General features: G+C 63.6%; 19 protein-coding genes and 1 pseudogene. 7 read left to right on the top strand and 13 right to left on the bottom strand.

The window, feature by feature from the left end:
- The first annotated feature begins 116 nt into the window (after positions 1-116).
- Positions 117-2,633: an FUSC family membrane protein gene (locus AB3X86_RS27635; RefSeq protein WP_368598469.1), complete on the top strand. Its 2,517-nt coding sequence runs from the start codon at positions 117-119 to the stop codon at positions 2,631-2,633.
- Positions 2,634-2,653: 20 nt separating this feature from the next.
- Here the strand turns inward: AB3X86_RS27635 and AB3X86_RS27630 are convergent, their stop codons facing one another.
- Both AB3X86_RS27630 and AB3X86_RS27625 read right to left on the bottom strand, forming a co-directional pair.
- Entirely contained in the window at positions 2,654-2,863 is a 210-nt protein-coding gene (locus AB3X86_RS27630) for a hypothetical protein (RefSeq protein WP_176108931.1), read from the bottom strand.
- 173 nt (positions 2,864-3,036) lie between these two features.
- Complete coding sequence (locus AB3X86_RS27625; protein WP_368598468.1) at positions 3,037-3,510, bottom strand: Lrp/AsnC family transcriptional regulator; 474 nt, start codon at positions 3,508-3,510, stop codon at positions 3,037-3,039.
- Positions 3,511-3,648: 138 nt separating this feature from the next.
- On the opposite strand from AB3X86_RS27625, the gene AB3X86_RS27620 reads away from it, so the two are divergent.
- Complete coding sequence (locus AB3X86_RS27620; protein WP_368598467.1) at positions 3,649-4,356, top strand: cysteine dioxygenase; 708 nt, start codon at positions 3,649-3,651, stop codon at positions 4,354-4,356.
- Between the two features lie 83 nt (positions 4,357-4,439).
- Here the strand turns inward: AB3X86_RS27620 and AB3X86_RS27615 are convergent, their stop codons facing one another.
- Positions 4,440-7,220, bottom strand: coding sequence for a mechanosensitive ion channel family protein (locus tag AB3X86_RS27615; protein ID WP_368598466.1), 2,781 nt, complete (start codon positions 7,218-7,220; stop codon positions 4,440-4,442).
- A 206-nt stretch (positions 7,221-7,426) separates the two neighbouring features.
- Between AB3X86_RS27615 and AB3X86_RS27610 the strand changes: the two are divergent.
- Positions 7,427-7,597 (top strand): annotated as a pseudogene (locus AB3X86_RS27610) (DUF6538 domain-containing protein); the annotation flags it as partial.
- A 420-nt stretch (positions 7,598-8,017) separates the two neighbouring features.
- Here AB3X86_RS27610 and AB3X86_RS27605 read toward each other — a convergent pair.
- From AB3X86_RS27605 to AB3X86_RS27595, 3 genes are read right to left on the bottom strand one after another with little or no spacing between them, the layout of a single operon-like run.
- The gene (locus AB3X86_RS27605) at positions 8,018-8,173 is read right to left on the bottom strand and encodes a hypothetical protein (protein WP_368598544.1); all 156 of its coding nucleotides are present in this window, start codon (positions 8,171-8,173) and stop codon (positions 8,018-8,020) included.
- A gap of 11 nt (positions 8,174-8,184) precedes the next feature.
- On the bottom strand, positions 8,185-8,562 hold the full coding sequence (locus AB3X86_RS27600) for a hypothetical protein (protein ID WP_368598465.1): 378 nt from the start codon (positions 8,560-8,562) through the stop codon (positions 8,185-8,187).
- A 48-nt stretch (positions 8,563-8,610) separates the two neighbouring features.
- Entirely contained in the window at positions 8,611-8,805 is a 195-nt protein-coding gene (locus AB3X86_RS27595) for a hypothetical protein (RefSeq protein ID WP_368598464.1), read from the bottom strand.
- Positions 8,806-9,111: 306 nt separating this feature from the next.
- On the opposite strand from AB3X86_RS27595, the gene AB3X86_RS27590 reads away from it, so the two are divergent.
- Positions 9,112-9,573, top strand: a complete 462-nt coding sequence (locus AB3X86_RS27590) for a hypothetical protein (RefSeq protein WP_368598463.1) — start codon at positions 9,112-9,114, stop codon at positions 9,571-9,573.
- An 888-nt stretch (positions 9,574-10,461) separates the two neighbouring features.
- Here AB3X86_RS27590 and AB3X86_RS27585 read toward each other — a convergent pair.
- From AB3X86_RS27585 to AB3X86_RS27560, 6 genes are all read right to left on the bottom strand, one after another.
- On the bottom strand, positions 10,462-11,109 hold the full coding sequence (locus AB3X86_RS27585) for an NAD(P)-dependent oxidoreductase (protein ID WP_368598462.1): 648 nt from the start codon (positions 11,107-11,109) through the stop codon (positions 10,462-10,464).
- Between the two features lie 98 nt (positions 11,110-11,207).
- Positions 11,208-11,657, bottom strand: a complete 450-nt coding sequence (locus AB3X86_RS27580; protein ID WP_368598461.1) for an Rrf2 family transcriptional regulator — start codon at positions 11,655-11,657, stop codon at positions 11,208-11,210.
- A 91-nt stretch (positions 11,658-11,748) separates the two neighbouring features.
- The gene (locus AB3X86_RS27575; RefSeq protein WP_176120057.1) at positions 11,749-12,213 is read right to left on the bottom strand and encodes a hypothetical protein; all 465 of its coding nucleotides are present in this window, start codon (positions 12,211-12,213) and stop codon (positions 11,749-11,751) included.
- Positions 12,214-12,537: 324 nt separating this feature from the next.
- Positions 12,538-12,936 (bottom strand): cupin domain-containing protein, encoded by a 399-nt coding sequence (locus AB3X86_RS27570; protein WP_368598460.1) that lies wholly within the window; start codon positions 12,934-12,936, stop codon positions 12,538-12,540.
- A 23-nt stretch (positions 12,937-12,959) separates the two neighbouring features.
- Positions 12,960-13,439 (bottom strand): carboxymuconolactone decarboxylase family protein, encoded by a 480-nt coding sequence (locus tag AB3X86_RS27565; protein WP_018432277.1) that lies wholly within the window; start codon positions 13,437-13,439, stop codon positions 12,960-12,962.
- A 51-nt stretch (positions 13,440-13,490) separates the two neighbouring features.
- Entirely contained in the window at positions 13,491-14,246 is a 756-nt protein-coding gene (locus tag AB3X86_RS27560) for an SDR family oxidoreductase (RefSeq protein WP_368598459.1), read from the bottom strand.
- 182 nt (positions 14,247-14,428) lie between these two features.
- Here AB3X86_RS27560 and AB3X86_RS27555 point away from each other — a divergent pair, with 182 nt between their 5' ends.
- Together AB3X86_RS27555 and AB3X86_RS27550 are read left to right on the top strand one after the other, a co-directional pair.
- A complete protein-coding gene (locus AB3X86_RS27555) occupies positions 14,429-16,018 on the top strand; it encodes a winged helix-turn-helix domain-containing tetratricopeptide repeat protein (RefSeq protein WP_368598458.1) in 1,590 nt (529 codons plus the stop codon).
- 141 nt (positions 16,019-16,159) lie between these two features.
- Complete coding sequence (locus tag AB3X86_RS27550; protein ID WP_176378023.1) at positions 16,160-16,483, top strand: hypothetical protein; 324 nt, start codon at positions 16,160-16,162, stop codon at positions 16,481-16,483.
- 45 nt (positions 16,484-16,528) lie between these two features.
- On the opposite strand, the gene AB3X86_RS27545 is transcribed toward AB3X86_RS27550, so the two are convergent.
- A complete protein-coding gene (locus tag AB3X86_RS27545; protein WP_368598457.1) occupies positions 16,529-18,313 on the bottom strand; it encodes an ATP-binding protein in 1,785 nt (594 codons plus the stop codon).
- Between the two features lie 421 nt (positions 18,314-18,734).
- On the opposite strand from AB3X86_RS27545, the gene AB3X86_RS27540 reads away from it, so the two are divergent.
- Positions 18,735-19,922 carry an ammonium transporter gene (locus tag AB3X86_RS27540; RefSeq protein WP_368598456.1) on the top strand — a complete coding sequence of 396 codons (1,188 nt, stop codon included), beginning with the start codon at positions 18,735-18,737 and terminating at the stop codon, positions 19,920-19,922.
- The last annotated feature ends 18 nt before the right edge of the window (positions 19,923-19,940 follow it).

The raw sequence follows: 19,940 nt of genomic DNA, 5'->3' as shown, positions 1-19,940 counted from the left end.
GCATAACCTGGCCGAATGGGCGAGGTCAGAACGCGCGCAAAATCAGTTAGACTCGACGGCAGTTTCGCGCTGTTTTTCCAACTGCGGTTTTCTCGATGAATGGATTCAGGTAGTCGATGCGCTATTCGGTCGAAATAAGAAAATTCCTTTATAGCCAGTACTTTTATGGCGGCCTGCGCATCGCGGTCGGCGTGTCGTTGCCGGCCATCCTGTGCCTGATCGTGTTTCACAATCGTGAACTCGGCTTCACGATCGCGACCGGCGCGCTCGGCGCCTGCGTCGTCGACATGCCGGGCCCGCTCAAGTACAAGCACAACGAGATGCTGGCCTGCTCGGTGATCGGCTTTCTGTCCGCGCTCGCCACCGGCCTCGCCACCGTCAATCCGATCGCGCTGTGGTGTACGGTCGTGCCGCTTACGTTCGTGCTGTCGCTGATCGTCGTGTACGGCAACCGCTGGCCGCAGATCAGCTTCGCGACGCTGTTCATGATGATCATGACGCTGGAGGAGCACTTCACGCCGCTGCAGGCGCTCGTCAATGCGTCGTGGATACTGCTCGGCGGCCTCTGGTACACGTATTGGTCGACCCTCGTGAGCCGCTGGATGGTGCATCGGATCGAGCAGCAGGCGCTCGCCGAAAGCGTGTTCGCATGCGCGGACTATCTGCTTGCGCGCGCCGCGTTCTACGATCTCGACAACGACCTCGACGAGTGCTACCGCAACCTCGTCGACAAGCAGATCTCCGCGGTCGATCGCCAGGAGGCCGCGCGCGACATCGTGCTGCGCAACCTGCCCAGGCTCAAACGCGGCAAGCTCGAACCACGCCGCGCGATGCTGTACAACCTGTTCATCAATACCGTCGATCTGCACGAGCTGTTCGTCGGCGCGCAAACCGATTACACGCTCGTGCGCAGCACGTTCGGCGGCTCCGACCTGCTGGTGTTCTATCGCGATCTGATCCGCAAGGCTGCCGAAGATCTCGAGGAGATCGGCCTCGCGGTGCTGCAGAACCAGGCGCCGCGCAAGCGCGTGAACGTGAAGGCCGAGTTGCGCGCGATCGAGTATGAAATCGAGCTGATGCGCAAGCAGGAACTGCCGACCCAGAACCCGGAGGCATATTCGGCGGTGTCGTCGAATTTCCGCCGCATCTGGAGCGCCACGCGGCTGATCGACAAGATGCGCCGCAGCCTCACCACCGAGCCGAGCCCGACCGAAACGGAACTGCGCATCGATCAGGCGCTGAGCCGCTTCGTGACGAGTCGGCGCGTGCCGTTCGGGCAGATCTTCTCGAATCTGACCATGGCCTCGCCGAGCTTTCGCCATGCATTGCGCGTGACGATCGCGGTCGCCGTGGGCTTCTGGCTCGGCCGCCTGCTGCCGCTGACCAACGCGTACTGGATCGTGATGACCACCGTCATCATCCTGAAGCCCGGCTACTCGCTGACCAAGCAGCGCAACGGGCAGCGGATCATCGGCACGCTGATCGGCTGCGCGGCGAGCATCGCGCTGATCATCTTCGTGAAGGAGCCGCACATCCTGATGGTCGTGATGTTCGCGTCGATGGTGATGAGCTACAGCCTGCTGCTGTTCAACTACACGGCGAGCGTCGTGTTCACGTCGTCGTATGTACTGCTGCTGTTCCATCTGCTTGCGCCGGGCAGCCTGCGCATCATCGGCGAGCGCGCGATCGACACCGTGGTCGGCTGCGCGATCGCGATCGCGGCGAGCCACCTGTTCCCTTACTGGGAGTACCGCTTGATGGGCAAGCTCGTCAACAACATGATCAGCGCGACGCGGCAGTATCTCGAAGCGAGCTGGTGGTGGAGCGGCAAGCCGGCCGCCGCGGTGGTCGCGGCCGTGACCGAAGCGGGCGCGCGTGCGCCGGCGGCCGCGATGGCGGACCCGGCGCTCGGCTTTGGCGGGCCGGCGCTCGCTGTCGCTGGAGCCGAAGCCGAAGTGGAGAGTGGCGCCGGTGCGCGCCGCGCGGAGCGCGCGAGCCGTGCACAGCCGGTCGCCGACGCTGCTGCCGAGGCGAACGCGGGCGACGCAGCCCAAGGCACCACCACGATCCGCAATCCGACCGCGCGCCCGGCAAGCGGCGCATCGGCCGCCGCTGCCGCGGCGGCGACCGCGCTCGACCGCGATTACCGCTACCGGCTCGCGCGCAAGAACGTTCACGTCGCGTTCGCGAATCTCGGCCAGGCGTTCCAGCGCATGATGCTCGAACCGAAGTCCGCGCAGAAGTTCGTGCCGGAGTTGAACGGTCTGCTGGTGCGCAGCCACGTGCTCGCGTCGCAGATCACGGCCGCCGCGCCGCTGCTGCGCACCTCCGCGCAACAGCAGCAACAGGTCGAGGACATCTCGCTACAGCCGCTGCAGCGCGCATTGAGCCTCGTGCGCGACAACCTGAGCGCCGCCGAAGCAGGCACCGCGTTGCCCGCCGAGCAGAGCGAGCAGATCAAATTGATGAGTCGCGAACTCGATGCGATGGTCGTCAACACGGAGAAATCGCCGGACTATACGGCCGATGCGGTGCACGACACGAAGCTGCTCGCGCATCAATGCAAGCAGATGCTCGCGGCGTCCGCGCAGATTCGCAAGGACGCGAGCATCATCCGGTTGCCGGAGGAGTGAAGCTGCGAGGCGCGCGGGCGTTATTGCGCTGCGCCGCTCGCTGGTTTCAGTGCGTTGACTGCCGCGGCTGCCTCCGAGGCCACCGGCGGCACCTGCGTGGGCTGGCTCTCGAACTCGTGCTTTTGACGGATCGCGTTGTAGATCAGCGTTGCGATCACGAGCAGAATCGCCACCACGATAAAGACGGCGATGCCAAAGGTCGGGTTCTTCTTGCGCGGCGGTCTGGTCATGAAGCGGGCTCGGTTCGCGTAGCAGTCGCGGATGGGTCGGAGAAGGCGGCATTCTACGCCCAGTGAGCTTGCACGCGGCTTGCAGCCGACGGGAGCAGTATGGATGCGCCGCGGCGCGTTTGCTATCGAAACAGCAAGCGGCGCTCCTGGCACTCACGGATGCTCCACGAGCATCACGTTACCGCCGACGAACGCACCGGCAACGCCGTCGAATACTTGATCTGCTCCATCGCGAAGCTCGAACTCACGTCGTACAGCGGCACGGCCGTGATCAACTGCTTGTAGATCCGGTCGTAGTCGTCGATATCGGAGACCACCACGCGCAGCAGATAGTCGGTCTCGCCGCTCATCCGGTAGACCTCGACCACTTCGGGAATATCGCGCACCGCCTGCGTGAACGCGGCGGCCCATGTCTCCGTGTGCTGGTTCGTGCGCACCGCCACGAACACCGTGGTTCCGACGCCGAGCTTGCGCGCGTCGCACAGCGCCACCTGCGCGCGAATCACGCCCGCCTCCTTCAGGCGCTGAAGCCGCTTCCAGCAAGGTGTCTGTGACAGATTCACGCGCTGCGCGAGTTCGGCGATCGGCATCGTCGCGTCCTCCTGCAGCAATTCGAGCAGCTTCCGATCGATGATATCCATACCCATACCCCCACCCCTGATAGGAAATTATTCTACTTTTCTGTTGGTCGAGGGAATTATATGGAAACTCTTTCTCCGGGCAAACCGGTATAAATATCGATACCGAAAATTGCCAACCAGCAGCGCGCGCGCTGCATCACCACCATGAGCGACGACCTTCGCGCCACCGCTTTCGAGCATCTTCCCGACTACCTGAAGTCGCTGCCGGACCCGGCCCGACTCGAAGCGGCCGCGTTATCTACGAACCCGCTGCGCGATTTGAAGCGCGCACCGCTCGTGCGCCTGTGCGACACGCTCGAGGCGATGTTCGAAGCCTGCGCGAAATTTCCGGAACCGTCGCATTCGACGTTCTTCGCGCGCAGCATGCGGCTCGCGCTCGCCGAGGCGGCCGCCGATCCGGCGCTGCTTGCACCGATACAACGCGAAGGCTCCGCCGACACCTATCGGCGCCATCTGCTCGTCGCCGATCCGCAAGGCCGCTATGCGATCGCCGCGCTGGTCTGGCAGCCCAACCAGGCGAGCCCCGTGCATGCGCATCACACGTGGTGCGGTTACGCGGTGGTCGAGGGCAAGCTGAGCGAAACGGTCTTCGAATGGGACGACGCGCAGCAATGCGCGAGTGCGCTGCGCATTCAGACACGCAAACGCGGCGCGGTGTCGTACGTGCGCGGCGGCCGTGCCGCGATTCATCGGCTCGGCAACAGCAGTGATGCGCCGGCGGTGTCGCTGCATATCTACGGCGTCGAAGGCGCGCGGATCGGCACGCACGTGAACGACATCGTGCGCACGGCCGACGCCGCGGAGATGGCTTCACAACGGTTGCACGTCACGACGACACGTGACGTGATGTGATGTGACGCGTTCGCGCGACTAAGAAGTCATGCGAGCACACAAGCACGCGACCGTCCTAGCACGGTCCCCAACAAACCCCCGCCTCAGCTCTTCCCACCGACATCGCCAGCCGTCGGAATTTGCGGCGGAATCGGCGCGGTCTGTCCGGTCGGCGGCGGCGCCGGACGCGGTTCGTGCGACACGTCACGCGCGGGCGCAAGGGGCACATTTGTCGATGCGCGCGCCGACGGGCCGACGGCGCCCACTTCATACTCCGCTTCGCGCAGATGCTCGTGCGCCGCTTCGCGGGTTCGTTCGCGCGCGGGTTCATGCGCCCTTTGACGGTCTTTGCCGTGCGCGCCGTCGCGCGCCCGCTGGTGCGCGTCGGCACCCGCATCCACAGGCGCGACGAACCCGGTCATCTCATCATCGCGCAACGGCTCGCCCTCGCTATCCTTCGACGACGTGTACACCCGCATCTGCGCGACCGGAATCTCGATGCCCGCCTCGTCCATCTTGCGCTTGAGCCGCAAATTGAACGCCCGCGCGACGCTCCATTGTTGCAGCGGCCGCGTCTTGATCTGCCCTTTGACGACCATCCAGTTCGGATCGAAGCGGTCGAGACCCCACACCTCGATCGGCCCGAGCATCTCGCGGCGGTAGCGGAAGTCGGCCATCAGCTCCGCGCCGACTTCGCGGATCAGCTGCGTGATCTCGTCGACATCAGTCGAGAACGACATGCGCACCTCGAACACCGCATACGCGAAATCGCGCGACAGGTTCTTCACGATCTTGATCTGCGAGAACGGAATCGCGTGGATCGCGCCCTGCCCGTCGCGCAGCCTCACGGTGCGGATAGACAGATGTTCGACCGTGCCCGCATGGCCGCCATCGACGTCGATCCAATCGCCGACCGAGATCGTGTCCTCAATGATGATGAAGAGCCCGGTGATCAGGTCGGTCACCAGCGACTGCGCGCCGAAACCGATCGCCAGACCGATCACGCCCGCGCCGGCGAGCAGCGGCGTCACGTTGATGCCGAGGTTCGCGGCGGTGACGATGCCGCCGATCGTCATGATCGACACTAGCAACACGTTGCGCACCAGCGGCAGCATCGTGCGGGCGCGCGTGCTCGGGCTGCGCGCCTTGTTGCGCGGGCTGCCCGGATTGAGCGTTTCGGTGATCGCGGTGTCGACCAGAATCCACAGCAGCCACGCGATAAAAACGGTGGCGACGATCGCCGTCATCGCATGCGCGATACCGCGCGCCGCCACGTTCCTCTCTATCACCTCGGCCAGCGACACGTCCCACAGACGCGCGGCCAATTCGAAGAAAAACAGCCAGATGAACAAGGTCAGCAAGGTGCCGCAAAAGCGCAACAGGCGCGTCAGATACGGCGAGCGGCGCCGCGCGCGGGCGCTGCGCGGGCGCGTCATGCGCAGCACGATCGCCGACAGGAAAAACGCCAGCACCAGCAGCAGCGCGGTCACGATCGAGATCTGCAGCACGTTTTCGCTGGAGCCTGAGCCGCCCAGCGTCGCGACCACCGAGGCGGCCGCCAGCACCAGCACCGGCACGTGCCACATCGCGGCCAGCACCTCGAACGCATCGGTTGCGGCCCTGTGGTCGTTGCGCTGCTCGTACGGCCGGTTGCGGATCAGGTGCGCGACCGGCCGGCGGAAAGCGAGCGCGAAATAGCCGGTCAGCACGGCGGCCGTCATGTTGGCCGCGGTCGAAATCAGCGCGGCGAGGTTGGTGCCGATCTGATGCTCGACGTCGTAATTGACGGCCGCGTCGCCGAGCGCACCGCACACGCCGATCACGAACAGCACGCGGCGCGCATGATCGATCAGCAATCGCACCGCGACGCGCCGGTGGCCCGAGCCGAACAGCGAGAACATGATGAGGCAGATCGCGGAAAACACCGCTCCCGCGACGATCGCATACGCGACCACCATGCCGAGCGTGCGGCCGAGCGCATCGGGCATCGCGCGCATGAACAGCAGCGCCGCGATGAACGCGATGATCCACGGACCGACGCGGCGCAACGCGAAGATCAGCAGCTCGCGCGTGGTGGGATTGGGCCGCAGCACCAGCTCGACGCCGAAGCGCCGGTGCAGCCGATGCTGCAGATAGATCAGCGCGCCGGCACAGGCGCCCCAGCCGGCCAGCATCCCCAGCATCGCCAGCAGGATCGAGCCGAGACCCTCGCGCCCCTGGCCGGAGACGATCGTGTACAGCTCATTGCCGGCAGCAGTCACGCGCCCGCTCCAGTAGCGCACTGGCGTGCGGCCCTGATGCACGTCGGATTCGAACGACGCGATGCCCGATGCGATCGCGCCGAGCAGGCCCGGGCTAGGTTGCACGGCCGTCGGCGCGGGCGGGCCGACGGTGTGCGCGGCGCTTTCCGATACGTCGCGCAGCTTCTTCAGCTGGGCGACGAGTGCGCTGCGCTGGCGGTCGTTGTCGAGCGTGGCGATCACGCTGTCGAGCGAGCGCGCAAGCTCCGCCTGGCTCGCGGGCGACGGCGCCGACGCCGCCTCGGGCGCCGACGCACCCGAGGCCGCGGACGCGGGCGTCGCGTTCACCGTCGCGCTGTTGATCAGGCTCTGCAATGCCGGGATCACCGGCGTGCCGCCGCCGACCGCGGGGCCGGCGGCCTGCGCGATGCGCGGCAGCGCGCCGAGGCACAGAATCAGCGTGGCGCACACGAGCGCGGTCAACCAACCCAGCACATATGCGCTCGCGCGCGGCTGGGCGTCGCCGCTGGCAGTGCCGCGAGCGGCGTGATCGGAGGAGAGATGAGGGGCGGTGAGAATCGCTGGCTGCTGCCCGCCGCCAGACGGCGCAGCCTCGGACTCACGCCGCGACGGGCATGACTGCATGGCAATCCGTGAGAAAACGGCAGACGCCAGTGTAGCCGCAGTTACGCCCGGCGCGCCCGAACATGCGTAACCGAATGTATCGCGCTTCCCACATGGGAAAGTCATATAATCGTTGAGGGGCAAGGCTGGCACGGTATTTCGGGGTTTTCGGGCTTCCCTCGTGTTACTTGGCTATACCACGCGGTATAGGCGCGTAAGAGAAAAATATGGAACATTTGATCCGCAAAGGCGCACGCTACTACTACCGCCGCAGAGTCCCTAAGGCCCTCGTAGCGGCCTTGGAGGGCAAGACCGAGATAGTCCGCGCTCTCAATACCGCCGACCCGTCAGAGGCCCGCGTACGCTGTCGGAGGGTTGACGTTGAGGTTGACGAGCTATTCGCCCAGGCTGCACATGCACCCGCCACACCTCCCGCACCGCGCGAGGTACGCCCCCTGTCTCCAGCCGACGAGGATTACCTAAGGAAACGGGACGAGCACGAGGAGGCCCAACGCACCGCACTGTATGAGTCGGACGAGGAACAAGACGCATCCTGGAACGCGATATACGCGCGCCAAGCTCGGCAAGAGCGTCATTACGATTTGCTTGCCGAGCGAATGACCAACATTGTGTCTAGGGCTGTCGCGGCTACGGCACGGTTCGAGCCGTCTATCCGCTTGGCTAACGATCCCCCCTCACCCACCACAACCGGCAGACGCCAAGCAAGCCGCCTAAACTCATTACGTAGTGTCTCGCCTGTCTCGTCGCGCAGTTGCCTTAAGCGGTTGATAGCAGCGCGGCTAATCTTGAACGTGTACTTATGGTGCGTCATACGCCTTATTAAGCTCGGCCACTTCACGTTCAAGGCTCTCAATTTCCCGCTTGATCCGTTCAATTTCGGCCCGCTTGTTTTTAATTACGGTTTCGGTGGTAATCACGCGCGCCCTGATTGCGGCCGCCTTAAATCCGTTCATATCTGAATTCCTCAATATTTGTAGTAAAACGGTTTCAACAAAGTCCGGCTCGATTTGGTCCCGCTGCCGTCTACCGGCCCCTTCTCTTTTGGCTTAGCGGTACTAACCGTGTTAAGCGTGGGTTTGACGGTTGCGGGGCTCGCAACCGTAGCGTCCGTGTCCTCAATGACTTTCGCCTGACACTGAGAGTTACAAGGAACCGCGACAAGGCTCAACTCATGCACAATGCTATATGCGAGAGCTTGAGCGTTGTTGTCACGCCAGATAGAGATAATGCGATTTACCGTACGGCTATCGTACTGGCTCGCGTTCTCAATGGCGTTCAGTTGGTAGCTTTGCTGTTTGATACCTTGAGCGGTAGCGACAATGTTTTGGGTGTCGATATTCATAGCCTTAGAGGTCTCCTTTTTGAAAAACTTAAACACGGGGTTGATTCCTTACTTGGTTACAGCAGACGAGATATAGCGACCCTCTACGGTGTTGCCCGCAATCTCCTTGGTCATCGCCTCCGCTTGCGCGCGGAACAGGCTTGAGACGGTCATATCGTTACGTGCAGCGAGGAGACGCATAGCACGGTGGGTATCTGACGAAAGGCGAATAGTTACAACGCGGTCTGCGTATTGCTTAGTCATATGTAGTCCTATTGATTTTGGTTGAATGTATTACGATAGAAACGACAGACAGGCCCGTTGGCTATCTATCGCATTTGATGAGTGGGAAAGCTGAGAGGATATGCACAGCCTCTCGTACCTCCTCTGTGGGAAGGGATACGGGACAAGTTGCGCGGTGCCTCGGCTCTCTGGGACTGTGGGGTAGGAATTCCACGCGGCCCTTCTCTCCTTGTCTCCCAGCAACTACAAAAATATCGCTGAATCCCTTATTGGATAAGGGTTACCGTGTTATATTGGTGTCTCCTCGGTTGTGCGGACACGGCAGTCATGAATGAACCCTTCGAAATCACGAACGAACGCAAGCTGACCGCACAGCAAGTTTTGGTTATTCGTGCGATCCACATTCCGCGCAGTCCCCTGTTTGGGTCGGTTGTGCTGGCAGGGGTGTACGGCGTTTCACAGGTAACGATAGACCGGCTGATTAAGCGCGCTACGTACCGCGAACTGCACCCGCTAACGTTGCCGAACGGGATGCTTGAGGATTCAAGCTACGTCTCGGATAAGGACGGTAACGCGCGCATCCGGCATAACTGGCGAAAGTACGAGCTTGAGAGCGGATGCGACCAAGAAAAGGACGAAGAGACGGACTTTGAGCGGGCTAGTACTAAGGGCGAGTACCGGCTACGACAAGCGCAAATTCGGCGCGGGTTTCTCGAATGGCAAAAATCCAATAGCGATTACCCAAGCCTCAACCGCAAAGGCGCTAAGCGTCTATGGGTGCCGTGGTGAAATTCCACGCAGCTAAAAAACTTTGACTACAAATAGAAAGACCCGCTCTGCGGCGGGCCTCTCAGGGTCATTGGGCTAGTGGGTTGCGGTGGTCTATCCCTACGCGCGTCCCGGTTGGTAGCGTGCGCGCTACGTACCCCGCCGCCCTCTCATGGTCGTTAGCGCAGTGACGCGCCATAACCTTGACTCGTGCCTTGTTCCTGCGTTGCACCGTAAACGCCTGCGTAACCTCAAACCCGTACAACGTGAGCGTTGCTACTACTTGCCGGTGTGCGGTGTGGCCGTTGATGCCGGGAACGTCGATATAAAGCGTCTTATGCATTTGGTCTACCTTGTTGGATTAGTAACGCTAGTCAGAGTGGTCGGTGCGCTGGTTGCCTGCGAACCCCGCGTGAGACGAATATTAACCGTAAAGATGACTATGTTTATTCGCCAACCTTAGACAGAAAAGTCATAGTAATATTCATAGTCATAACTATAGAAATTCGCTACAATCGGGGCGCTATCAACACAGAGGGTTACCAACATGCCAAGAGGTAGACCGCAGAAAGCCCCGGCCCGCTCGCTCAACGTCCGGGTAGAGGTATCGGATTTGGATAAGCTCGCCCTCCTCCAGACGATCACAGGGACGCCGACAGCGGAGGTCGTACGGGACGCACTCAAGCGCTATATCAAGAGCAACCAGGGCAAGCTAAAGGAGGCCGGCGAGAAGCTGGCTAGCGGAGAGTACTGGACAGGCCCGGACGAAAGCTGAGTATGACCGGTGGCGGGAGCATGTGGTATGCTCCCACGCACTTACCACACAGCGCTAAGTACTTGATTTTATTGATAGTCGCTTAGCCGAATGTTAGTACGCTTGCGCGGCGGGCGAATTCGATGCGCCGATCGTCAGTACGCGACCGTCGCGATCTGGCGGACGAAGCGGCCCTGCTCCAGTTCGTCGACGAACGCGATCGCGTAGTCTTCGGCCGAAATGCGGCTGTTGCCGTCCGCATCCGCGATCAGCGTGTTCGCGCCCGTGCGGAACTTGCCGGTGCGCTCGCCCGGCGCGATCAGCGCGGCCGGCGCGAAGAACGTCCAGTCGAGATCGGTCACGCTGCGGTAGTAGTCCAAGGCGTCGCGATGCGCGAGCGCGATGCCCTTGTACGCGGGCGGAAAACTGTCGGTGTCGACCAATTGCTTGCCCGGCGCGACTTCGAGCGAGCCCGCGCCGCCTACCACGACGACGCGCTTCAACCCCGCCGCGCGCACCCCTTCGACCAGCGCGCGCGTGGCCTGCGTCAGCGTGGCGAGATCGCCTTGCGGCGGCGCATACGCGCTCGCGACCACGTCCTGACCGCGCACCGCCGCGCCGACGCTCGCGGCATCGAGCAGATCGGCCTGCACCGCATGCAGATTCGCGACGCCGGCCGGCACGCGCGCCGGATCGCGCACCAGTGCCGTCACCTGATGCCCGCGACGCGCGGCTTCCGCGGCAATCCGCGAGCCGATCATGCCGGTCGCGCCAAACAAGGCGATCTTCAGTTGCTTGCTCATATCAGCGTACTCCTCAGGTTGTCTTATATGTAACACTTATAGTTACATATAACGAGAAAAAAAGCGGGGCTGTCACCCCGTTCATTGGTTAGTCACCGTCAAGCCCGGCGCTTGCGCTCGCGATGCTTCTCAGAGCGGACCACGTCGGCGGTCGCATCGGCGAGCGTGCGCGCGGCCAGCGCCGCTTCCATCGCCTGCTGCGCTTCGTCGATGATCCCGCTCAACACGCTCTGGATATTGCGCCCCACCATGCACGCAGGATTCGGCTCCTCGCGATGCAACGCGAACAACGGCGCGTCCTCCACTGCGCGATACACGTCTAGCAGCGCGATTTGTTCCGGCCGCCGTGCGAGCAACGCGCCGCCACCGGCTCCCATCTGCGACGTGGTGAGGCCGGCCGCCGAGAGCATGGCGAGAAGCCGGCGGATCAGCGCGGGATTCGTGTTCACGCTGCCCGCGATCATCTCCGACGACAACGGCACGCCGCCCTGTAACGACAGCAATGCGAGCACATGCACGGCAAAGGCAAACCGGCTACTCGTGTTCACGGTAGATCCGTCCCGCAACGACAATGTGTAACCATCGTAATTACATATCCCTCTAAAGTCAAACGGCGAAAGCCGGATCGAACCGCGCGGATCATTTGTCCATCTGCTTCTGCGCGTCGGCGGACTCGGTCGATGCGCTCGACGACGCCGACGAGCTCGCATTCTGCGCCGACCACGCCTGCAGCTTGCGCCCCGCCGTTTCGAGGCCCTGGCCCGTGATCGACGCGGCCCTGCCGAGCTGCGCGTTGGCCGCGCTTGCCGCATTCTGCAGGTTGGCCTGCGCGCTCGACGCGAGCGCGGCCGGGTCGATCCTGATCGACGGCGCGGAGGCCGAGTCGAGGTTCTGCTGCGCGGCGTCCTTGGTCGCGGTGACCTGTTGGCCGACGTAGCTCGCGGCCTGATCGAGCTTCTGACCGGCAAGCTGCGCGGCGTCGTTGAGCTTGCCCGCGACCTGGCCGGCCGAAGCGTCGTTTTTCTGGCACGCGGCCAGCGCGCCGAACACGAAGACCACGACCGCCGCGCGGCGCAATAAGGATGAGGAAACAGATGAAATCATGATCAGAAGGAGCCGCACCGAGCGGCTCGCACTTGCGAAGATGTGCCCATGATACCGCCGTTGTGCCGCGCGGCCGCTTCGAGTCACCCCGGCGAGCCATCGACGATTACGACGAAACCTCGGGTGCGGTTCGCCGCAAGGCCATGCAACTGAACCACAACCCCGCGTCGACCAATGCGATCATCGCCGGGCTAGGAAACGGAAGCGTGGAAACAACTGTCTTCATCGACCGACTTCGCTGCGTAAGCGAAGAAAGCAGCGGTTCGGCATTTCGCCGAGCCGCTGCTCTCGCCTGAAGCCGTTGCGCGAATATCACCGAGCCAGTTAATTCGCCGGCGTCAGTATCGGTGCGCCGGCATCCTTCAGCAGAAAAACCAGGAATTTGGCCGGCTTGGTCTTGCTGACATTGCGCCCAACCGTGTGTACGTCGTTCGGCCCTTCGTAGAAGGTCTGGCCCGGCTTCAGCGTGACGGTCTGGCCGCCGCGCACGCCCATCACGATCGAGCCTTCCAGCACATAGATGAAGCCGTGTGCATCATGCCGATGTACCGGGTCCGCACTGCCGGGCGGATACTCGACCGAGAGCACCGTGACTTCCTTGCCCGGATAGTCTTCCAGCGCCCTGGTCATCAGCGGCGTAACTTGCGCTTGCGGCGGCTCGTGCGCGTGTGCGGCGCCCGCTGCGAGCAGCAGCGATGCGATCAGCCATCTGGAAATATGCATGACGGTGCTCCGTTGCGTGTCGCTCAGGCGAGGCCCGACTTGTCCACGCCAAAGGCTTTGTCGTAGATGCCCGGCGGGATGCGAAAGCCGATGTTGACCCGATTCCACGCGTTGATCGACATCACCTGGAAGGTCAGGTCGGACAACTCCTTCTCCGAGAACTGGGTTCGCACGCGATCGTAGATTTCATCGCTCACACCCAGCGGCGAAATCTGGGTCAGCGCCTCGGTCCAGGCTAGAGCGGCACGCTCGCGCGGCGTGAACAGATTGGACTCGCGCCACACGGCCACGTGATGAAGGCGCAACGGACGCTCGTCATGGATCGTGGCCTCCTTCACGTGCATGTCGACGCAGAACGAGCAGCCGTTGAGCTGCGACGCGCGGATGTCGACGAGATGGCGGATGGTTTCCTCGATTGCGGACTTCTTGAGCACGAGGCTGAACTCGACGAACTTCTTGAACAGTTCCGGGGATTGCTGCTGGTAGTCGATGCGTTGGGTCATGGCATGTCCTTGGTGCGGTTGGAGAAAGGAGAAACGTTGCGGGAATGCGGTTCAGTCCTTCGCGACGGAGCGGCTGAGCCAGGTGTGGAAGCGCGTCGGGCCGATGCGATGACCGCCGCCGGCGACCAGGGTGCGGTCGTCCAGCTCTGCGCCGAAATAGCGAGCGTGGACATCGGCGATCACCGTGCGTGGATCGTTGTGCGCGGCGAGGAACTTGCGGGCGAGTTCGTCGAGTGGGAAGCGGTCCGGACCGGCGAATTCGGTCATGTCGTTCAGCGGCATCCCCGCCGCAAGATCGGCGAGCACTGCGCAGACGTCGTCGGCGGCGACCGGCTGGATCAGCGCGGGCGAAAGGCGCACCTCGCCTCGCTGGGCGCTGGCCTCGATGATGCCGCCGACGAATTCGAAGAACTGGGTGGCACGCAGCAGCGTGTACGGGACGGGCGACGCCTTGACCAGCGTCTCCTGCGCAGCCTTGGCGCGAAAATACCCGCTTTGCTGCAGGCGTTCGGTGCCCACGACGGACAGAGCAAGATGGTGCTCGACGCCCGCCGCGTGTTCAGCGGCCAACAGGTTGCGGCCCGCCGTCTGGAAGAAGCTCATCACGGCCTCGTCCTCGAAGGACGGCGCGTTGGCGACATCGACGACGACATGCGCGCCTTCGAGCGCTTTCGCCAACCCGTCGCCCGTCATCAGGTCCACCCCGGTCGACCTGGATGCTGCCACCACGTCGTGACCATCGCGGCGAAGCCGCCGCACCACGTTCGAGCCGATCAGTCCGCTGCCACCAATGACGACCACTTTCATGTCCCACTCCCTCCGGTTCGGTTGACGAAGCGCTTGCTGCTTGATCCGATGGGTGCAGTATCATTTCCAGCCGCCGGCGCCGCTTTGTCTGCGCCTTGTATTTCCGTCCAAAATTCCTCCATCCGCTTCATCAGCGCGCCGGGTAGCGCATACCTGGCGGCTTTCTCGTCCTGGAGTCCCCAATGCAGTGGGTTTTCGCTGATTGCACGCTGGACCTGGAGCGTCGCGACCTGCGCCGCGCTTCCCAGGCGGTCGCCACGACGCCGAAAGTGTTCGATCTACTGGTTTATCTGGCGAGCCATCGCAACCGGGTCGTGGGCCGGGATGAGTTGATCGATGCGGTGTGGGACGGACGCGTGATTTCCGAATCCACCATGGCCAGCCACGTGAACGCCGCGCGCAGCGCGGTTGGCGATGACGGTCAGCAGCAGCGGGTGATCAAAACCGTGGCGCGCAAGGGATTCCGGTTTGTCGCCGACGTCATCGAACATCCGGCATCGGATCAGGCCAGCGAGAAGACATCGACGCCAACCGAGACGTCATCGCCGGATGCGGCGCAGTCCAGCAAGCCTTCCATCGCCGTCCTGCCTTTCGTCAATCTCAGCGGTGACGCGGAGCAGGACTACCTGGCCGACGGTGTGATCGAGGACGTCATCACCGCGCTGTCGCGATACCGCTGGTTGTTCGTCGTCGCGCGCAACTCGAGCTTCACTTACAAGCATCGCAACGTGGATGTGAAGCAGATCGGGCGAGAGCTCGGCGTGCGCTATGTGCTCGAAGGCAGTTGGCGGCAGGCACAGGGCCGCGTTCGCATCACCGGCCAGCTCGTCGATGCGGGCACCGGCGCGACCCATTGGGCTGGCCGCTTCGAAGGCGTGCTCGACAATATTTTCGAGTTCCAGGACCAGATCGCCGACAGTGTGGTCGGCGCGATTGCGCCGCAGGTCGAACAGGCCGAGATCGCTCGCGCGCGGTTCAAACCGACCGAAAGTCTGCGTGCGTACGACTACTACCTGCGTGGCATGGCGCAGCTTCATCGAGGCAGCCGCGAAGCGATCGACGAAGCGTTGCCGTTATTTCAGCGCGCATTTGCGTGCGACCCTGAGCTTGCATCGGCGTACGCGATGGCGGCCTGGTGTCATTGCTGGCGCAAGGTCAATGGCTGGATGCACGATCGCCCAAGAGAAATGGCGGAAGGCTCCCAGTGGGCGCGTCGTGCCGTGGAGTTGGGCAAGTACGACGCCGTCGCTCTCGCGCGCAGCGGTCATGCGCTATCGCATCTGGCCGGCGACCTGCCTGAAGGTATCGCCTTGCTGGATCGGGCGCTCGAATTGAATCCCAATCTTGCCGCCGCGTGGTTTCTCGGCGCATTTCTCCGCTTGTGGCATGGCGAAACTGAACAAGCGATCAGGCAATTTGCCCATGCGATGCAATTGAGCCCGTTGGATCCAGAGCGTTATCGGATGCAGTTCGGCTTGTCGGCGGCGCATTTGTTCATGGACAACTTCGTCGAAGCCGCTCTGTGGGCCGAGAAAGCCATCCGGGATTTGCCGAGTTTCGGCCTGGCCTACGCAACGCTCGCCGCGAGTCAGGCCTGGCTCGGCAAACCAGCGGAAGCTCGACGAGCTGCGATTCGCTTACGCGAGCTGATTCCCGACTTGCGCCTCGGCAACTTGACCGACTGGATGCCGATCCGGCGCGACGAAAATCTTGCCGTCTTCACGGAAGGCTTGGCCAAGGCGGGATTCGATTCTGAACCCTGCGAGGATTGATGCAATCCTGCAGCGGGCATCGGCATGCAGCGGCGCTCGCCTCGACATCGTTCAACGCTCTCCCACATTTCAGAATCTTCCGACGGTTGTAGACGAAACACCTCCCTATAGTCGCGGCTGCTTTTAGGGAGTGCTGTTTCGATGAAACTGATCGACTGGATCGTCACCCTCGTCATCATGCTGATGGTGATCGTCTTCTTCTGTGCGCGCCGGCCGCCCACCTGGTCGCACGACTCCCGTGCCCGGCATATGAAGGGAACCCGTTTGCTGATGCAGGCCGCGTGCGCGCTGTGGGTGGCGCTGCTGGCTGTCACGAATGGCCTGTTTGCCGTCGAAGGGATTGCCGGCGTTCGGCCAACGCCGGCCGAGTCGTCCGCCGGCATCGCCGTGCTGCTGGCTTGCAGTTGCTACTGGTCGGTGCGCGGCCGGAGACTGCTGAAGCGGCGACGGATTTTCGCCGGTTGAGGAACGGGCGGGCGCCACCCGCACCGCACGCACGATCGAGCGCCCCTACCGCGCAGTGATTCCTCGCACCGCATCGATCGAAGGCGCGTGCAAACCGCTGCCGGCGCTAAAGCCTGCCCCCGCGGCGCCCTGCGCGCTCTCGCGCGCACCGCGCGCCGCCGAAGCCGAAGCCGAAGCCGAAGCCGGAGCCGGAGCCGCCACGACGAGCGCTGGCCCGCCAGCCGCGGCCGGTTCCGAGCCCGCGGCGCCCGCCGCCTCTGGCAGCGACAGATAGAACGTCGTACCCACCCCCTCCTTCGATTCCGCCCACACTCGCCCGCCGTGCCGCTCGACCATCCGCCGCACGAGCGCGAGGCCAATGCCCTCGCCGGCCGCCGCGTTGCCGTGCAGGCGCTGGAACGCGGTGAACAGCCGCGGCAGCGCGATCGCCGGGATGCCGGGGCCGTTGTCGCGCACGTAGAAGATTCGCAGCGAATGCACGCCCGGCGGCGCGGGCGTCGTGCCGATTTCGACGCGGCCCTCGCGCGCCGGGTCCAGATAGTTGACCGCGTTGCCGATCAGGTTCGCGAAGATCTGCTCGAGCGCGGTCGGATCGCCCCATACCGCGGGCAGTTCGCCGACCGTCACGCGCGCGCGCCGCACGCGGATCGACCCCTGCATCGCATCGACGACGCGCTGCACGATGTCGCGCACATTGACCTTCTGGCGCCGGTACTCGACACGCCCGACACGCGACAGCCGCAGCAGCGCGTCGATGATGTGCGACGCGCGCATCACCGCGGTCTGCAGATAGTGCAGCGCCTCGCCAATGTCCTCGTCGACGATCCGCTCGATCCGCTCGCGCGTGCTGGTCGCGAGCGACGAGCCGCGCACCGCGTCGCGCAACTCGTCGCAGGCGCGAATCAGCTCTTTCGAAAATGCCTGCAGGTTCACCAGCGGCGCGCGCAGATCGTGCGACACGCTGTAGATGAACATTTCGTTTTCCTGAGTCTGCTGGCGCAGCGTCTCGTTGATGCGGGCAAGCTCGGCGGCGCGGCGTTCGAGGTCCGCGTGAAAACGCGCCTCGATGCGCTCGGCTTCGAGCAGACGGCGGCTCGTCTCGTGCAAGGTCAGATCGAGCCGCGCGATTTCATCGCGACCCCCGCCGAGCGGCGCGAGCGGCTCGTTGCCGGCAAGCCTGGCCGCGTTGTCGGACAGCAACGCGAGCCGGCCGCGCACGCCGCGCGTGAACATCCCGATGGCGAGTGCGACGAACAGCAGCGAGCCCAACGCGGCCGCGACGATCAGCGTCTGTTCCCGCTCGCGCACGGCGGCGACGGCATTCGAGCGCGACATGTCTAGCCGGCGCTCCTCGGCCTGGAACGCGCTCACCTGCGAGCGGAAATGATCGAGCACGTCGGCCTGAGTGAGATCGTGGAAGCGCGCGAGAATCTCGGCGCGCCGCCCGGCGCGCAGCATGTCCTGGATGCGGTCGGACCACTGGCGGTATGCCTGCACCGCCTGGCGCACCTCGACCACGCGCTCGACTTGCGCGGGATTGTCGCCGACGAGATCGACGAGCTCGTCGATGCGCCGGTCGACGTCCATCCATACTGCGATCGGGGTCGTGAAGCGTGCGTCGTTGGCAAGTACCGCGCCGCGCAGCGCGACCGATTCGGACAGCACCGGATCGAGAATCGCCGTGCTCTGGCGCAGCACCTCCTCGGTATGCATCGCCCGACGCTCGGCCATCGTCGCATCGACCTGCGCCTTCACGACGCCAGTGAGCAGCGCGAGTTCGAAAACGGCCGGAATCGCGATCAGCAACAGGCCTTTAGTGGTCAGTCTCATGCGGGCCCATGGGAGGGGTTGGCCGGCGGATCGTGCACGGAGTCGGCACATTATGTCGGCGTTTGCGCGGGAAAAGAAAGAGGGACACGAACCCGTCGACCACCGTACCCCCGCTGGTCGATCGCGCGCCAGAATTGGGCATCGACAGCGTCTCGTTGCGTCAGGATTCCGAATAAAGATGTAATTTAAATCGAATATTTCGCCCTTTTCTGGGTCATCCTGCGTAGCCGTGACGATTTATGCACTTTTGCTGTGCCTCGCCTTTCTTTTCAGGTGCATGGCGCGCTCGGACGGCGCATCGCCCGAAACCATCCGGATTCCCATCCCAGTGCCCGATTGCACCGGGCCGACGCGGCCAGCACAACTATGGCCCGCTTCTTGCTCGCATAGCGCACTTTTTTGGCACAAGCGGGACATATCGATGGAAAGTCTGAAATACGGCGCCGATACCGAGTTTCTTTTGATCGGCGCCGCCATGGTGCTGGCGATGCACGCAGGATTCGCCTTCCTGGAGCTCGGCACCGTGCGCAAGAAGAACCAGGTCAATGCACTGGTCAAGATTCTGGTGGACTTCGCGGTGTCGACGATCGCCTACTTCTTCATCGGCTACACGATCGCATACGGTGTGCAGTTTTTCGACGGCGCCGCGACGCTCGCCCAGCATAACGGCTATGCGCTCGTGCGCTTTTTCTTCCTGCTGACGTTCGCCGCCGCGATCCCCGCGATCGTGTCGGGCGGCATCGCCGAGCGCTCCAAGTTCAATCCGCAGTTGTTCGCGACGTTCGTGCTGGTCGGCTTCGTCTATCCGTTCTTCGAAGGCATCGCATGGAACGACCGTTTCGGCATTCAGGACTGGCTCACGCAGGCGTTCGGCGCGCCGTTCCATGACTTCGCGGGTTCGGTGGTGGTGCACGCGTTCGGCGGCTGGGTCGCGCTGCCGGCCGTGCTGCTGCTCGGCGCGCGCCACGGCCGCTATCACCGCGACGGCGGCATCGCCGCGCATCCGCCGTCGAACATTCCGTTTCTCGCGCTCGGCGCATGGGTGCTGACGGTCGGCTGGTTCGGCTTCAACGTGATGAGCTCGCAGACCCTCGACAAGATCAGCGGCCTCGTCGCGGTCAACTCGCTGATGGCGATGGTCGGCGGCACGCTGAGCGCGTGGTTCGCGGGCCGCAACGACCCGGGCTTCACGTACAACGGCCCGCTCGCCGGGCTCGTCGCGGTGTGCGCGGGCTCGGACATCATGCATCCGCTCGGCGCGCTGGTGACGGGCGGCATCGCCGGCGTGCTGTTCGTCTATATGTTCACGTGCGTGCAGAACCGCTGGCGCATCGACGACGTGCTCGGCGTGTGGCCGCTGCACGGCCTGTGCGGCGCATGGGGCGGCATCGCGGCCGGCATCTTCGGCGCTCACGCGCTCGGCGGGCTGGGCGGTGTGTCGTTCGCCTCGCAGATCATCGGCACGCTCGGCGGGATCGTCGTGTCGGGGCTCGGCGGCACGCTCGTGTACGGCGCGATCCGCATGACGGTCGGCCTGCGGCTCGACCAGGAAGAGGAATACAACGGCGCCGATCTGTCGATTCACAAGATTTCGGCGACGCCGGAGTGAACCAGGGCGGCGCTCGCG

Origin of the sequence: Paraburkholderia sp. BR14374 (genome assembly GCF_040948685.1) — a bacterium.
In the GTDB taxonomy this organism is placed as follows: domain Bacteria; phylum Pseudomonadota; class Gammaproteobacteria; order Burkholderiales; family Burkholderiaceae; genus Paraburkholderia; species Paraburkholderia youngii.
The sequence above is the reverse complement of the archived record's forward strand: the minus strand, read 5'-3'. Positions and strand labels throughout refer to the sequence as shown.